This is a genomic window from Flagellimonas olearia, assembly GCF_004150225.1.
Lineage (GTDB): Bacteria > Bacteroidota > Bacteroidia > Flavobacteriales > Flavobacteriaceae > Flagellimonas > Flagellimonas olearia.
In genome coordinates, this window is the sequence record NZ_ML142910.1 from 108,645 (window position 1) to 124,111 (window position 15,467).

The window sequence follows — 15,467 nt, forward strand, 5'->3', positions numbered from 1 at the left end:
AGGTTGATTTTTCCCATCAACCCAAAACCCCATTTCGTCAATTCGTAAGGGGCATCCATCAATTTACACCCTGTAAAAATACCCCCACACCTTAATATAGTAGGTTAAAAGCGGACAAAATGATCTATCCATGATCAACAACCTTATGTTACACCTATTGGAAACGAAAACATCTGGGGCACTTCCCTTCAGATGGAGGCTTCTCAACCCCCAAAACCTACAAACTCAAAAACTATGTACTCCCTAAAACGCAATCTAATACCGTATAGAAAAAGTCTTGTTGGGCTGTTGCTGGCCTTTTTTGGACTAAGCTTTTTTCATCTCGGCCGAGGTGCTATGGAACCCAAAGGAACTCTTTCCACCACTACACCTAACCTGAGTGCCAAGGCAGAGAATCTTTATGTAACCAATCTATTGGTCTTTATGGCGGGAATCGTTAACTCGGATTGCAGTGCGATAGATTATACCATAACCATTAGAAATGCGAGTACAGCAGGTGAATCTTTCTCCGAGAACCAAATCACCATTGGAGATAGCAATGACCCTCTTTTCATAGTTAACATGGTGCCTTCGGATAAGACCGGGGATGCCACGCCTGCATCTTTTGACCCCGGGGATTCTTGGGAATACACCGCGACCCGGGCCATTAGCACAATAGATTTAAACTTGGACCAAATCCAAAACCAAGCTACGATTACCGCTGGCGGCACAGATTTTCTCTCGGATGATTTGGCTTTACCGGGCAGTAATGACCCCACCCTTACCGATATTTCGCGCTGCCGGAGCATAGGTGCGGTACTCTCTGTTGAGACCAAAGACTGGTTTGGCAATGCCCCAGGCTGTGAGACCGTTGAATATCAATTGGTAGTCAGAAACTTAAGTGCAGTAGCCCAAGCCTTGACCAATGTACAGATTGCTAGTTTAAACCCAAACTTGAACTTTACATTCGTTACTGGGGATGCAAACAACAATACGCTTTTTGATTCCGGTGAATCTTGGGAATACACCGCCACCCGACCCTTGGACCAAAATGATTATTACCCCAATACGCTGGCTGAACAGGTAGATATTACCGCAACAGTGGATGGTAATCCCTTAGCCACGGTCAGTGACCTATCCCATCCCAGTGATTTTTTTGATGATGCCACCACGGACATAGTTCTTGAATGTGAAAAAGGAGCTGTTGCCCTTATTAAAACTGCGGAAGACAATGATTCCTGTAATAACATTACTTATACGTTTACACTAATACATTTAAATAATGTTCCCCATAGTTATATCAACATCACTGTTGAAGACCCAGCTTTTGGTGGGGTTTTCCTAGATGCCCCTATTGAAAGTATTACAACCAATGACGTGCTAGAGCCAGGGGAGACTTGGACTTACTTCAAGGTGTACAATGTAACTGCAGATAACATCATAGACGGGGAAGTACTCAACCAAGCTTATGTAAAGGCAGAAACCAAAGATATTATCCCTCCTCTTATATCCGTAGATGCCTCCGACCCCAGTGACCCTAACCAAGACCGGGAAACTGTTACCGACCTGTCTGCCTGTGCTCCAGACATTGCCATTGTTAAAACGGGTATTGCCCAAGACGATATGGGCAATGATGGTGGCTGTTTTAGAATACGATATACATTTTTGGTGACCAATGAAGGCGAAAATGGCAATCCATTGCATAACATAACCCTGACGGATGATTTGGTGGGGAATATTGGTTATACTTCGGGAGACAATGGTGATAACATTCTGCAAGCTGGTGAAACATGGGAATATACTGGATTCTATGCCATTACCCCAGAAGATCTTGCAGCAAAAAAGGTAGAAAATACAGCACATGTTTCGGGAGAAGATCCTTTATTGGGCCTTACTGTAGAAGATTGGTCCGATTTTGAAAATGTGGATGAAGACCGCCCCACGGTTACAGATATTTCCAATTGCGTACCAAGAATAGCCTTGCTTAAAACCGGAGTTGCCAAAGATGGCCAAGGTGGAGAAGGTGGATGTGCGTATATTGATTATACTTTTAGTGTAACCAATCTAGGTGCAGATGGGCTAGCGGTGAACAATGTAGTCATTACTGATTTAAATTTGCCTATTGTAGTTCCAGCTCTACCGAATTCTGGAGATGATATTAACCCTGGACAACTCGATCCCGGTGAAATCTGGATCTATGATCCCGTGGAATATCAGTTGACCACGGAAGATCGTATTGCTGGGGAAGTAAATAACTCAGCTTTAGTTACGGCCACCATGGTGGGCTTTCCAGAAATTACAGTGGAGGACACCTCGGATTTTGAAAACACCACCGAGGATAGACCCACTGTCACTTTGCTTGCCGATTGTGAACCCCGAATCGCTTTGATCAAAACAGGCATGGTCAATGCAGATTGTTCGGCCATAGACTACACTTTTACGGTAACCAATGAAAGTAATACCGGTGAAGTATTTGAAAATGTGGTCGTCACGGATTTGGACCTGCCCTTGGTCATCAATGGTCCTGTGGGGGATTTAAACAACGATACCTTACTAGATCCTGATGAGACATGGACCTATACCGCCACCCAACCCATAAGCCCTGACGATATTAACTTTGGCTGTTTCCACAACCAAGCGCAAGTGACAGCCAATGTACTGGGCTTTGTAAATCTACCCGTGCAAGACCTTTCGGATGATGATAGCCCCGATGAGGACGATGTCACCGAAGTGGATCTGAGCGGTTGCCAGAACCCGGCCGTGGGTCTCATAAAACAAGCCGAACTGTTGGACATCAACAACGATGGTTGCCCAGAAAGTGTGGCCTATACCTTTACCTTGGAAAATACCGGGGATGCAGACCTGCATGAAGCCGTATTAAATGATGATATGCTGAACGGCGAGGTGCCCGGTCCTACCCCAGAAAGTGATGATGGCGGAGACGGTATCCTTTCCGTAGGCGAAATCTGGACTTACCAAGCCGTTTACAACATTGTCCAAACGGATATCGATAACGGTTTTGTGGAGAACACCGCTACCGTGACCCTGTCCAATCTCTGTGCCACGGCACAGGCCGTAGATACTTCGGATGACAACTCCAATACGGAAGACGACCCCACCCAAATAGAAATCCCCGCAGATGCCTGTACGGATGGCAATGCCAGCATTGGCCTTATCAAAACAGGAATAATTCAGGACGTGAACCAAGACAACTGCCCTGAAAGCATCCTGTACACCTTTACCGTGACCAACAACGGAGACGTTGGCTTGGATACCGTAGAGCTTATGGATGACGCCTTGGGTGGAGCAATTCCCGGTCCCGTACCCGGAACCGATGAGAATGAGGACGGCGTGCTTTCCCCCAACGAGACCTGGACCTATGAATTCCTATATGAATTGGTCCAAGAAGATATCGATGCCGGATCTAAAGAAAATCAAGCTACGGTTTCCGCCGAACCCCTAGGACTGGATATAAAAATAACGGATGACTCCGATGACGATAGCCTGTTGGAAAATGACATCACCAGTACCACCGTGCCCAATAATGCCTGTACCACAGGTTCGGCCAGTCTGGGCTTGACCAAGATGGGTGCTCTCGCCGATGTGAACCAAGATGGGTGCTTTGAGAGTATTCTGTACACGTTTGTGGTGATCAATAACGGTGAGGTGGATTTGGACACGGTTGAAATCACGGACAATGTCCTTGGTGTAACCTTGAATGAACCCCTGCCGGGCGAAGATGAGGGCAATGATGGTATCTTGTCCATAGGTGAAAGTTGGACCTACCAAGCCTTGTATGCCATCCTTGATACCGATATCAACAACACCTTTGTCCAAAATACGGCCCAAGTAACCGCAGAGTTAATCAATACGGCCATTGGCGTTCAGGATACTTCGCACCCCAGCGACCCCTTATCCGATGGCCCCACCATTACGGATGTCCCAGCGAATGCCTGTACCAACGGCTCCGCAGGAATAGGACTGATCAAAAAAGGTGATTTGGCAGATGCCAAAGGGGATGGTTGTATGGATTCCATTACCTATACGTTCACCGTGACCAATACCGGAGAGGTAGACCTTGAGGAATTGCTTTTGGAAGATGAAAAACTGGGAGGCTATATTGCAGGCCCGGTCCCTGGAACGGACGATGGCAATGATGGCATATTGTCCATAGGCGAAAGTTGGACATTTAGAACTTCACACCCCCTTACCCAACAGGATATAGACAACGGTTCGGTGACCAACCAAGCCATGGTTACTTCGCAACCCGTAGGGTTTGAAGCTCAGGTCATTGACCAATCCGATGACAACAGCCTTGATGAAAACGATCAAACTGTAACCATGGTACCCAGTGATGCCTGTCCTAGCGAGGGAACCGACCCCAATTTTGAAATCTACACCGGAATCACGCCCAATGGGGATGGTATCAACGACTTCTTTAGGATTGATGGTATTGAGGCCTATCCCAATAATACCCTTAGAATTTTCAACAGATGGGGGGCCTTGGTCTACGAAGCCGATGGCTACGGCATAGGAAATGAAGTGTTCACAGGTGTATCCGAAGGTCAGGCCACAATCATGAAAGACCGAAGCCTGCCTAGTGGCACTTACTTCTACATTCTGGAATTTGAAACCGAGAATCCGGGTGAGGCCGCTTATTCTGGGTACCTCTATATCAACCGGGATTAATGCAACCAAGCCATTATATAATGACGTCAACATTCAGAATACCCAATATGAAAGGATTTTTAATTGCACTATTATTTCTATTGGCGCTATACAACGCTCAAGGTCAACAAGACCCCCAATACACCCAATATATGTACAACACCCAGATTGTAAACCCCGCCTACGCCGGTTCCAGAGAGGTGATGAGCATTGGGGTTTTGGGCCGTACCCAGTGGTTGAGCCTGGAAGGTGCTCCCCAAACAGGTACCTTTACGCTCAACTCGCCCATTGGTGTTTCAAAGAATATGGGGCTTGGGCTCTCCATCATTTATGATCAAATTGGTCCGGCCACGGAGTCCAATGTCATTGTGGACTATTCGTATTCCATCCAGTTGGCCCGGCATAATATCAGCAAACTATCCTTCGGACTTAAGGCGGGGATAGACCTTTTGGATGTGGATTACACCAAGTTGAACATCTATGACCCCAATGATCCCTTTTTTCAAAATACAGTGGACAATAAACTGCAACCCCAAGTCGGGGCCGGAATCTATTACCATACCCAAAAATTCTATGCCGGGTTCTCTGTACCTAATTTCATGAACTCAACGCATTTTGATGAGGGTTCATTGAACGATGCGGACTTGGAAAGTATAGCCATAGAGCGATTGCACTATTTTTTTATCACGGGCTATGTGTTTGACCTCTCCCCCAACCTAAAGTTCAAACCCGCGACCATGGTAAAGTTTGTGAGTGGCTCACCACTGCAATGGGACATGTCCGCCAATTTTTTGATCAATGAAAAGGTTGCTTTGGGAGCGTCTTACCGGTGGAATTCCTCCATAAGTGCCATGGCAGGGTTTCAGATTTCCCCATCCATGTTCTTGGGAGTGGCCTATGATTATGACTCAACCTCGATCAAAGATTACAATAGTGGTTCCTATGAAGCACTGCTCCGATTTGACCTATTCCATAAAACAGACAAAGTCCTTACACCTAGATTCTTTTAAAATTCGCCTTATGAACCACAAAACCATCCTTGGAATTCTATGTATCATTTTTACCATATCCATTTCATACCCTCAAAAAAGCGTTATTAAAAAAGCCAATGAAGATTTTGACTCCTACTATTTCATAGATGCCCGGGAAATTTATCTAAAGATTGTAGATGACGGTTATGAGTCCCCACAGGTACTTAAAAAATTAGGGGATACCTACTATTTTAATAGTGAGTATACCGAAGCTGCGGAGTGGTATAAAAAATTGATGGAGAAATTCCCTAATGATGTAGACCCTATTTATTACTACAGGGCTGCCCAAAGTTTCAAGAGTATTGGCGATTACCAAACCTCCAAAAAAATGATGGGAACCTATGCCAGCTTATCTTCCAATACGGAAATTGCAAAAAACTTTATGGAGGGTTATGCCAAACTGGACAGTTTGGTAGGAATTAAATCCAGTACCTACGAAGTGGCCAATATTACAGGTCTACTCACCAGTTCTGATTTCTCCCCAGCCTTTTATGGGGACAAGGTCGTTTTCGCATCCTCTTCAGGAAAAACCGAAGGAGACAAAATACACAATTGGACGGGCCTGCCCTATCTGGATCTGTTTGAGGCCGAAGTGGATGAAGATTGGCGATTGTCCCATCCTAAACCGCTTGAAGGTGACATTAACACCCCTTATCATGAATCCAATGCCGTTTTTACCAAGGATGGAAAAACAGTGTATTTTACCCGAAACAACTATTTCAAGGGACGAAAAAGAAAAAGCAGACAAAAACTGGTCAGCCTTAAAATATACCAAGCCACTAAAATGGATGATGGTTCCTGGAAAAATATTACCGAACTTCCCTTTAACAGTGATTCACACTCTGTTGCACATCCGGCTTTGTCCCCAAATGAAAAGCGCCTGTACTTTTCATCGGACATGGAAGGCACCCATGGGGAATCTGACATCTGGTACGTGGATATTCTAGGCAACGGCTCCTTTGGGACACCCGTTAACCTTGGGCCGAAAATAAACACGGAAACACGGGAAGGCTTTCCTTTTATTGGAAAGAACAACAACCTTTACTTTTCCAGTGATGGGCATTTGGGACTCGGGGGACTCGATATATTTGTGGTTTCGTTGGAATCCCAGGGAGAGTTTGAAGAGGTAACCAATCTAAAGCAACCCATTAATTCCAATAAGGATGATTTTGGTTTTATCTTGAATGAAGAAAAAAAGATTGGCTATCTGGCCTCCAACCGGGATGGTGATGCCGGAAGTAGTTCCGATGACATCTACAGGGTGTGGGAAAGCTGTGGCATAACCATTATACAAGGAGCCATTTCAGATTCCAAAACAGGCCGACCCTTGAATGGGGCTACGGTGACCCTCTTGAACAAGAACAACAATATTGTGGCCGAAACCACCACGGACAGCAGTGGCAATTACATATTTAAGGGTATAGTGGATTGCAGCAAAGAGTACACGGTTCATGCGGAATACAAAGATTATTCTCCCAACCAGAAGAGCACGGTCACTCCTCGAGGTTCCCATACCGAGCAAATGGATATTGAACTCACGCCTCCAGAGTGTCCTATTGATGATTTGGGATGTAGACTGACTCTACAGCCAATTTACTTCGATTACGGAAAATCCAGAATACGCCCTGATGCCGAAGTGGAACTGGCCAAAATCCTCGAAGCCATGAAACAGTATCCCGAGCTTTCCATACATATTGAGTCCCATACCGATTCAAGGTCAAGTAGCCGTTTTAACCTTAACCTATCCGAAAGACGTGCCCAATCCACCCTGGAATGGTTGGTGAAACAAGGGATAAACCGAAATAGGTTATCTGCAAAGGGCTATGGAGAAACCCAATTGTTGAACAACTGCTCCAATGGAGTGAGGTGCTCAGAAGAAGAACACCAACTCAATAGACGTTCGATGTTCATCATCAAAGATTAAATTTATTTTATTGACAATCAATATGTTATAAAAATTTTATTTTTTTGGCACGCTGCTTGCTATTACATAGGTGGATGTAAATAGGTACATCTAGAACATAAAACCTTGTAGTATGAAAAAGTTAGTACTCTTTATAGCAGCGATCGCTTTCGGTACACTAGGTACCCAAGCCGCCAAAACAGAAGATAATGTTGTGACCGCCACAACATATCGATATGGAAACTCATTCATCTTCGTGGAAGACGGGGTAACTTTTTCAGTATACCCTGATGGTGAGTTCGATTTTTACTTGGACAACCGAGTGAATGTTGGTGTAGGTGCCCAAATTGGAAATGTGGGCATTACCTTCAACTCTGGGTATAACTACGACCCTTATGTGCAGTATGATGATTACGGTGCCGTGATCCAAGTAGAGAACACCCCTATTTTTTATGATTATTATGGTCGGGTTTCACAAATTGGAAGTGTGGATATCTGGTACAACAATGGTAGGGTAAGACGCCTAGGTGGATTGCACGTATATTATAATGGAGGTGTGTTCAGTCACTACACAGGATTCATCAATATCTATAACAGACATTATGTGTACCGTCCGTTCCACAGGTACTTTGCCAGACCTGCCATAGGATTCTGTACCGTATATTCTTCACCATATAGAAGATACTACAGCCCTATCAGATATACGTACTATGCTCCTTACCGAAACAACTATAGAAGGGCTTACGCCAAAGTTGGAAGGTCGTACAAGTACAATCCTGACAGAAGAAGTAGGGTCTATAGAAATGACAAAAGAGTAGCGGTACGTGATAACGCCAGTATACGAAGAGGATACACAGGACGTAGCAACAAAACTGTGGCCCGCAACGATTATAGGAAAGGAAATACCGTATCCCGCTCCAACACTGTAAAAAGACAGGTTGCCCCTAACAGGACCAGCAGTAAAAGAGTGTACCAGAAAGTGGATGGTGTAAACCGAAACAGTGGTAGAACCGTAGCCCAAAAGCAGGTGACTCGGACCTCAAACCGGAAAACCGTATCGCAAAGAAAGGTTACCACTACCCCTAATCGTAAAACCGTGACCAGAACCACTACAAGTACCTATAAAAAGCCACAGGCTAGAAGCAATTCAAGTAGGTCTGTAGTGAGCAGACAAAGTACTCCCAAGAAAACGGTTTCCAGAAGTACCAAAAGTACTAATGTGAGAAAAAGTACTGGTCGCACAAGCAATAGAAGCAGTAGCGCTGGAAGAACATCAAAAAGTTCCAGAAGGCAATAAAGATAGTTTTTAGGTTGGTTAGTTGTTTACCCCGTAGTTGGATTTATCCGCTACGGGGTTCTCTTTTGCACTACTCCTGTCTTTTCTTCAACCATTTGGAAAGTACACCGGAAACATCTTCAGAAATTTCAAACCGATATAAAATCCCTACGTACATCACAACAATCAACATGGATTTGAGCGCAATATTGAGGATGGGATGAAAGGGAAACTGCAACATATTAAACAAAACGGCCAATAAGAACAATGTAGCAAAAACCTTGAAAGTAGCCCCTGTAAAAGGCAAAAAGCCAAACTTTTGCTTTACAAAACCCAACTTCACCACATTAAAAATGAAAATGGAGACAAAACTAGCCAAAGCTGCCCCTGTCATGCCCCACTTTGGAATAAGTAAAAAATTCAACACAATGGTCAACACGGCCAAGCAGACCCCAAAAATTAAAACCGTTTTATAATACTTGGAGTTGAACAGGATGGAGTTGTTGTTTCCCAATAGCGAATCGAACACCTTGGCCAGACCAATCAGGAAAACAATGATGAACCCATTCCGGTACGATTCCGGGAGCAACAGATATAGGTCGTTCAAGTTGAGTATGATCAAAACAAATAAAATCCCTGATGCAATAAAAAGCGTCAATGAGGTTTTTTGATACAATTTTTTCAGACCCACTAGGTCTTGGGTATTCAACAATTCAGCAGTCAGTGGATAGGTGATTTGGTGCATGGACCTCGATGGCACTATGATCACTGTGGCAATATATACAGCAACCCCATAGTACGCTACATTTTCAATACTGATGAACTGATTGAGCATCACCTTATCGATTTCCAACAAAATCAAGGCCGCCGAACCCCCCAAAATAATCAAAAAGGAATAGGAGAGTATTTCTTTGGTATGTGCCGGAAATTTAAAATCCAACCGGGGAAACCTAAGGGTATAGGCATATATCTTGATAATCACTGTTCGCAACAGGTACAGTCCCACCAAACCTTTGAAAAAGAAATCCAGCGAAATAATTTCAAAATGCAATAGAATCAAAAGGATGGAAACCCCTATCCTACCGAACACCTCTTTCATGAAATTTCCAAAAACCGATTTCAGATGTACTTTGCACCAGGCATAAAAAACCTCAAAATATGCCATGGCCAACCCAACCACAAAAACATACCAGAGATAATCCTTTACCATTGGGTTTACTTCAGAAATCAAATTCCCCAAAGGCTCATACCAAAAGAACCCTACCAAAGCCACAGGAACAGTCCCCAGCAAGGGAATCAATAGCATCAATGTTAAAAAAGAATCCTTTTCGGAATCTTGGCAGAAACTGTAATATTTCACCATAGTGTTGTGCACCCCAAAGGCCATCAAGGGCATTAAAATGGCGCCTGATGCCAAGATAAAAGTGACCAATCCGTAGTAGGCATCCGGTAAAATTTTGGTATATAGGAAAAGGGTGTTCACCGCACCAAACAAAAAACCCAGATAGGTGACCACAACATTTTGTATGGACTGCTTTAGTACGATTCCCATTAGATAAATTTAGCCAAACTATGGGTCAAAGCTCTTCTGTGGTATTGCTCCACATCAATTGAATTTATTTGCAATTCCCCCTGTTGATACGTATTGAACCAATCCAAAAGTACTCTTTTTAGGGATGCCACATCAGCATGTAAAAAGAACGCTCCGGCTTGAGCCGTGGTCACCATGGTACCCGCTTCCCAATCTTCCGGACCTATGGCCAAAATGGGTCGTTTGGCATTCAAATATTCAAAAAGCTTGCCTGGGATAATACCCTTGGTTTCTTCGGAGTCAATTTCCAGCAATAGCAATACCTGCGACTTTTGCTGTACTTCCAAAACTTGGTCATGGGAAAGATATCCCATCTGATTCAGGTAGGTGTCAAGTCCAAATTCATGGATGGACTTGAGCACTTCCTCCCCTACCACTCCAGCCAATTGAATGCGAAGCGTATTCCCAAAATCCTTGTTTTCTTGGACAAGTTCGGCAAGAGCTTGCCATAAGCCGATAGGATTCCTCCCTGTAAGCAATGACCCAATATGGGAAATCGTAAAGTTGGTATCTTGGGTGGTAGGTTTTAAATCCTCATCAAACCCATTGGTGATCACTTTAATGGGTTTGTCCGTGATGGCTTCGAACTCCTTTTTGGTGGTTTGGCTCGTCACCACAATTTTATCGGCGGAAACCAATACTTCTTGTTCCAGTTTTTTGTGTTTTCGCTTTGCGTATGAGGTCAAGCGTAGTTTTTTATGGTACCCTATGGTGGTCCATGGGTCCCTGAAATCGGCAATCCATTGGATGGCGTATCGTTTCTTCAAACCCAAGCCTATCAAGTGTAAACTATGGGGCGGTCCTGTAGTGATCACAGTTTTAATGCCTTCATCCGCTATGACCTTGGCCAAATATTCCATAGAAGGGCTTACCCACAACTTACGGGCGTCGGGGATAAAAAAATTGCCCCGTATCCATAGCAACAATTTTTCCATAAACGAGGGGTTCTTTTCCTTAATGATTCCGGAACTGATGGTCTTCGTTTTCCTTTTGGAAAGCAAGGAAGCCCAAGCATAGGGTTCCTTTATCGGTTGTTTCAGTATTTTGACTCCCTTGGGAACTTCCCCGACCAGTTTCTCATCAATGATAGGATAGCTAGGATTTTCCGGTACATAGACTATGGGACTGAATCCGAATTCGGGCAGGTATTTTGTGAACTTTAGCCACCGCTGTACCCCTGGTCCCCCGGCAGGAGGCCAATAGTACGCTATGACCAGAATCTTTTGCATCAGGATTCCTCGGATTTGTTGGAAACAAAGGAATAGCCAACGCCGCCAACGATAATCAATCCCAGTAAAATACAGGCCGCCAAGCTAATCTGACTACCTGTTTCCACCACCTTGGGTTCAAATTTGAACTCGATTTCATGGGTTCCCGCCGGCACCTTCATCCCACGAAGTGCATAATCTACCTTATAATGGGGCTCGGGTTTACCATCAATAAAGGCATTCCAACCTGAAGGGTAATACATTTCGGAAAACACGGCAAAACCTTCGTTGCCATTGTTAGTCTGGTATTTTAAATAGTTGGGGCGATAATCCACTAATTCTACGGAAGCCAGTGAATCCAACTCATATCGGTTCTTGGTCAAACGGGGATACGCTGTGGTATTGACCACTGCCTCCGATTTTGAATCAAAATCCTTGAGTGCTGCAATCTCTTCATTCGCCGATGAAACCGAAAGCAGACGTTCCACGAACCAAGCATTGCCATTGGCATTATCATTCAATGCAGGAAAACTGTTCCCTTCCTCATCTTGCTGGATGATATATTTTACATTGAGCATGTTCAACACCTGCAGATTGTTTTGGTACAGATGGTATTCGAACAAATCTTGTAATGCTCTAGGTTTTGCGGCATGATATCCTCCAATGGACTTATGGAAATAGGAGGTTCGGGCACCGTTCAGGCCTTCCTGTGGATCAAATACTCGGTAGATGGAATCATCCTGTTGGATCATTTGGTCCAGTTCACTCGCCTGGAAAGGAGTATTTACCTGACGTTGGCGTACAAAATCACCTTCATTCACGTAGCGAAGGGCCACCCCCACCAAATCAAACACTATCAAAACACCCAGAGCCAACACTAAGAAATTCTTACCTATTTTCTCTTTTATGAACAACCATAGGACCACAGCGGCAAGGGTCACATAAATCAAAGACCGTATCGTGTCGCTAGTATACACTGCTTCCCTATCCCTTTGGATCATGGTCATGACGTCATCACCAAAATATCCGCGGTACATCTCATCGCGCAGTCCTTCAAAATCAAAGAATCCTTTTAGAAGAAAAATAAACACGCCCAACCCCAAAGTGATAAAGAAACTCAATTTCAAGGCCTTTAGTTTTTCTTTGTCGTCCCCGGATTTTTTGAAAAGCTCCCACAGACCCAATATGCCCAAAACAGGTAAACAGAGCTCCAACACCACTTGAATGGAGGAAACTGCCCTAAACTTGTTGTACAATGGGAAGTAATCAATCATAAAATTGGTAAGGACCGGGAAATTTTTACCCCAAGACAAAACAAGTGCCAATATAGCGCCGGTTAAAAGCCACCATTTTCGCTTGCCCTTCGCTAGGAATAGTCCTAAAAAAAACAGAAATACCACTATGGCCCCCACATAGGCAGGCCCTGCCACTATGGGTTGGTCCCCCCAATACAACGGCAGTCCACTGGACAATTCCAAAGCTTTGGAAGGTGGCAGTCCTTGACCCACCAAATATTCAAACACCTTGGAATCCGTTCCTAGATCTTCATTGCCGGAACCTCCGAACATTCTTGGAACAAACAAATCCAACGATTCAGCAATTCCATAGCTGTACTGTGTAATGTATTCCTTGTCCAATCCATTGGAAGCCTGCATGGGCGTTCCATCTGGGTTTACGGTCAATTCAGACTTACCGCGGGTACTCCAATCCGCATATTCCTTGGTGGCCATTAGCCCCGTGGCATTGGCCGCTATGGAAAGGGCCACGGCCAAAATCAAAATCCCTACGGAAACGAATACATGTTTTAGTGTCTTGTCCTTGATGGCATAAATAAGCTGAACCAGTCCCAACACCAGTACCAACAACATAAAATAATACGTCATTTGGTAATGGTTGGCACTGATTTCCAACGCCATGGCCAGCGCGGTCAAGATAAATCCCCAGAGATACTTTTTTCGAAATACCAAGACTATGCCTCCCAACACCATGGGAATATAGCCCAAGGCATGGGCCTTGGCATTGTGCCCCACCCCTAGAATGATGATGAGATACGTGGAAAAGCCAAATGCCAGTGCCCCCAAGGCCGCCAGCCTAAAATCAACCTTAAGACATAATAATAAAATATAAAACCCAATAAAATATAGGAAGAGGTAATCGGCAGGTCTAGGCAAAAACCGAATCAAGCGGTCCAATTTTTTTACGTAATCATGCGGATAATTGGCCCCCAATTGATAGGTGGGCATACCGCCAAAGGCGTTGTTGGTCCAGTACGACTCCTCTCCTGTAAGTTCCTTATAGTCATCTCGTTCCTTGGCCATACCCTTGTATTGGGCAATATCGGATTGAAAAATGGCCTTTCCCTGCAATACAGGATAAAAGTAGACCAATGCCGTAAGTATGAATAAGCCAAAAACACAAAGATGGATGATAAAGGCCTTGGGAGAAAGTTTCATGGATAGGTTTTGAAAAGACAAATATTAGTCAATTTCTTCAAAATCTATGTATTCTCCAACTTTTTTTGAGGGTTTGGAACCTTTGGACGTTCCTTTAAAAACAGTGGTCTTGCCCTCCTCAGTAGGCTCATTTGCATAGTGTTGGTACTGCCCAAAATCCTGTCCAAAACGCTCTTGGGTCTTCTTCATGGCGTAATTGAACAATCTGGGGGCCAACCACTTTAGCAGTAATTTAGCTGCGTAGTATACTAATATGAGGAATAAAATCGTTTTTAGTAAAACCATATAACCTTAGTTATTGTATCAAAATTACACTGTTAGTTGCTTAATAAACCCAAACGTTTCATAAAATAGTATTAAAATCAGTTATATGGATTTTTCCTTCGTCAGAAAAGCACTGTTTCTATCCCTTTTTGCCCCTACCCTTTTAAGTGCCCAATATACCGATGTCATCAATTCCAATAGACCTGGCCGGGCGGTAAGTGCCTATGCCGTTGGGAAAAATGTGGCGCAGGTTGAAATGGGGCTGTTGTATGAGCAACGGAACGATTCCGAGCAAAATTTTGACTCCAATATTTTTGGGACCGATTTTGCCCTACGGTACGGACTCCTTTTTGAGGAACTGGAGATTGTATACGAGGGTTCTTTTATTTCGCAGAATATTGACTATTCCTCCCCATTGGGAACGGATGGTAGGCGAACCGATTTTTCCAGAAACCGTGTGGGGCTAAAATATTTGGTATATGATCCCTTTAAAAATCCAGAAAAGAACAAACCCAACCTATATAGCTGGCGGGCCAACAATGTGTTTCAGTTGAAAAACCTGATTCCTGCCGTTTCCCTGTATGGCGGGGCTACATTTACCGTGGGGGACAACCCTTTTTATGTGGGCGACCCTGTAGTAGCATACCGTGGGGCCATTGCCACACAAAGTAGACTGTCTCCAAGGTTTGTACTGATATCCAACATTGCATACGACCGTATCGGTACCGATTTTCCGGAATGGCGTTATGCCCTTTCCGTGACCCATGCCTTTAGAAACCCTAAATGGAGTGTTTTCTTGGAAGGTCAGGGCATCAACAGTGACCGTTATTCCGATATTTTGGCGCGTACTGGATTGGCTTACCTGTTCAGTGAAAACTTCCAAGCCGACTTTCACGTGGGTTCCAACTTTAAAAGTGACCCATCACGGATGTTTGCCGTTGCGGGTTTCTCCTACCGATTGGATTTCCACAAGGACAAACTCATCCCCATTGACGAGCAAAGTGGTGGTCAAAATGGAAAGATCAAAAAGAATTCCAATAAGAAAAAGTCAAAAAAACGCGACAAGAAAAACAAAGACGATATAGATTTCTAAG

Annotated in this window: 9 protein-coding genes; 5 read left to right on the top strand and 4 right to left on the bottom strand. The window is 44.2% G+C overall.

What is annotated here, in order from left to right:
• Window positions 1-234: 234 nt before the first annotated feature.
• The 4 genes from DN53_RS11090 to DN53_RS11105 all read left to right on the top strand — a co-directional run bounded on the left by DN53_RS11090 (window position 235) and on the right by DN53_RS11105 (window position 8,878).
• Window positions 235-4,668: a T9SS type B sorting domain-containing protein gene (locus DN53_RS11090; protein WP_165357390.1), complete on the top strand. Its 4,434-nt coding sequence runs from the start codon at window positions 235-237 to the stop codon at window positions 4,666-4,668.
• 47 nt (window positions 4,669-4,715) lie between these two features.
• Entirely contained in the window at window positions 4,716-5,657 is a 942-nt protein-coding gene (locus DN53_RS11095; RefSeq protein ID WP_129654354.1) for a PorP/SprF family type IX secretion system membrane protein, read from the top strand.
• A 10-nt stretch (window positions 5,658-5,667) separates the two neighbouring features.
• A complete protein-coding gene (locus DN53_RS11100) occupies window positions 5,668-7,602 on the top strand; it encodes an OmpA family protein (protein ID WP_129654355.1) in 1,935 nt (644 codons plus the stop codon).
• A 112-nt stretch (window positions 7,603-7,714) separates the two neighbouring features.
• The gene (locus DN53_RS11105; protein ID WP_129654356.1) at window positions 7,715-8,878 is read left to right on the top strand and encodes a hypothetical protein; all 1,164 of its coding nucleotides are present in this window, start codon (window positions 7,715-7,717) and stop codon (window positions 8,876-8,878) included.
• 70 nt (window positions 8,879-8,948) lie between these two features.
• On the opposite strand, the gene DN53_RS11110 is transcribed toward DN53_RS11105, so the two are convergent.
• The 4 genes from DN53_RS11110 to DN53_RS11125 are packed head-to-tail and all read right to left on the bottom strand — an operon-like array spanning window position 8,949 to window position 14,394.
• Complete coding sequence (locus tag DN53_RS11110; protein ID WP_129654357.1) at window positions 8,949-10,409, bottom strand: lipopolysaccharide biosynthesis protein; 1,461 nt, start codon at window positions 10,407-10,409, stop codon at window positions 8,949-8,951.
• Window positions 10,409-11,677, bottom strand: a complete 1,269-nt coding sequence (locus DN53_RS11115) for a glycosyltransferase family 4 protein (protein WP_129654358.1) — start codon at window positions 11,675-11,677, stop codon at window positions 10,409-10,411. Before DN53_RS11115 ends, DN53_RS11110 begins: the two co-directional genes overlap by 1 nt.
• Complete coding sequence (locus DN53_RS11120; RefSeq protein WP_129654359.1) at window positions 11,677-14,109, bottom strand: YfhO family protein; 2,433 nt, start codon at window positions 14,107-14,109, stop codon at window positions 11,677-11,679. Before DN53_RS11120 ends, DN53_RS11115 begins: the two co-directional genes overlap by 1 nt.
• 24 nt (window positions 14,110-14,133) lie before the next feature.
• Entirely contained in the window at window positions 14,134-14,394 is a 261-nt protein-coding gene (locus DN53_RS11125; protein WP_129654360.1) for a DUF4834 family protein, read from the bottom strand.
• Window positions 14,395-14,479: 85 nt separating this feature from the next.
• On the opposite strand from DN53_RS11125, the gene DN53_RS11130 reads away from it, so the two are divergent.
• Window positions 14,480-15,466, top strand: coding sequence for a transporter (locus DN53_RS11130; protein WP_129654361.1), 987 nt, complete (start codon window positions 14,480-14,482; stop codon window positions 15,464-15,466).
• The last annotated feature ends 1 nt before the right edge of the window (window position 15,467 follow it).

What these genes read in the sequence shown, in the direction of transcription:
- DN53_RS11090 (WP_165357390.1), top strand. Translation starts at nt 235, where the DNA reads ATGTACTCCCTAAAACGCAATCTAATACCGTATAGAAAAAGTCTTGTT.
- DN53_RS11095 (WP_129654354.1), top strand. Translation starts at nt 4,716, where the DNA reads ATGAAAGGATTTTTAATTGCACTATTATTTCTATTGGCGCTATACAAC.
- DN53_RS11100 (WP_129654355.1), top strand. Translation starts at nt 5,668, where the DNA reads ATGAACCACAAAACCATCCTTGGAATTCTATGTATCATTTTTACCATA.
- DN53_RS11105 (WP_129654356.1), top strand. Translation starts at nt 7,715, where the DNA reads ATGAAAAAGTTAGTACTCTTTATAGCAGCGATCGCTTTCGGTACACTA.
- DN53_RS11110 (WP_129654357.1), bottom strand. Translation starts at nt 10,409, where the DNA reads ATGGGAATCGTACTAAAGCAGTCCATACAAAATGTTGTGGTCACCTAT.
- DN53_RS11115 (WP_129654358.1), bottom strand. Translation starts at nt 11,677, where the DNA reads ATGCAAAAGATTCTGGTCATAGCGTACTATTGGCCTCCTGCCGGGGGA.
- DN53_RS11120 (WP_129654359.1), bottom strand. Translation starts at nt 14,109, where the DNA reads ATGAAACTTTCTCCCAAGGCCTTTATCATCCATCTTTGTGTTTTTGGC.
- DN53_RS11125 (WP_129654360.1), bottom strand. Translation starts at nt 14,394, where the DNA reads ATGGTTTTACTAAAAACGATTTTATTCCTCATATTAGTATACTACGCA.
- DN53_RS11130 (WP_129654361.1), top strand. Translation starts at nt 14,480, where the DNA reads ATGGATTTTTCCTTCGTCAGAAAAGCACTGTTTCTATCCCTTTTTGCC.